This window comes from Catenibacterium faecis, from assembly GCF_014306455.1.
Classification (GTDB): Bacteria; Bacillota_I; Bacilli_A; order Erysipelotrichales; family Coprobacillaceae; genus Catenibacterium; species Catenibacterium mitsuoka_A.
Map to the genome: position 1 here is coordinate 1 of NZ_JACRWG010000146.1, position 930 is coordinate 930.

At 35.1% G+C, this 930-nt stretch carries 1 protein-coding gene and 2 pseudogenes; all 3 read left to right on the plus strand.

Features of this window, described 5'->3' with window-relative positions:
* Positions 1 to 110: 110 nt before the first annotated feature.
* Positions 111 to 419, plus strand: a complete 309-nt coding sequence (locus H8909_RS13180) for a transposase (RefSeq protein ID WP_187013149.1) — start codon at positions 111 to 113, stop codon at positions 417 to 419.
* A 200-nt stretch (positions 420 to 619) separates the two neighbouring features.
* Positions 620 to 667: pseudogene (locus H8909_RS13855) on the plus strand (hypothetical protein); the annotation flags it as partial.
* 30 nt (positions 668 to 697) lie between these two features.
* Positions 698 to 930, plus strand: a pseudogene (locus H8909_RS13570) (DDE-type integrase/transposase/recombinase); the annotation flags it as partial.

Below are 930 nucleotides of genomic sequence, written 5' to 3' on the forward strand. Positions count from 1 at the left end.
TGGGGCTAGTATAAATTTAGTGCCAGTCAAATAGAGAAAATATCTAAAAAAAGAATTGAAAAACATTCGAAAGAATACTAGTCTGAAACATGAAAATAGAGGTGTTAAACATGTCAGAAAATAAAGTGATAGACAAACAGTTTAAATTGGATGCAGTTCAATATAGAAAGGATCATCCTGAACTTACTTTTCAACAGGTTGCTGATAATCTAGGAGTTTCCAATAGTTCAATCCATAGATGGTGCAAACAGTTTGATGAAGCTAAGAATGAAAATGAAGATAGTAATTTATTCAGAGGATCAGGCAATTTTTCAAGTGATGAAGCCAAAGAATTAGCACGTCTAAAAAAGGAAAACAGAGATCTTAAAGATGCTGTTGAAATATTAAAAAAAGCTATGAGCATTATAAGCAGCCAGTAAAAGTACTTTATGAGGCTATCAAGGAGTACCTGGAAGAAACTGCAGATGTCCGACGTGTCTCTTTAAGAGCTATAACTGAAATACTTGGTGTATCGAGAAGTGGATTTAAAAGCTGGCTCTGCAGAAAGCCCTCGGAATCCAGCAAGCGCAGGGAGTCTGTAAAAAAAGAAATCAGCAAAATACATGAGGAAAGCCACGAGATTTATGGTGCACCAAAAATAACCGAAGAGCTCAAGAAAAAAGGACATGTGATATCGGAGAAAACAGTAGGAAATTATATGCATGAAATGCATATAAAAGCACATTACATAAAGCCATGGACAAAAACAACAGTATCAAAGAACTTCTCTAACAGATTAAGAAACATCTTGAAAAGAGACTTTGATCCAGCATCGCCAGATGCAGCATGGTGTACAGATATAACTTATATATGGACATATGATGATGGCTTTGTTTATTTAACAAGCGTAATGGACCTGTTTTCAAGAAAAATCATATCATGGGTGCTTAC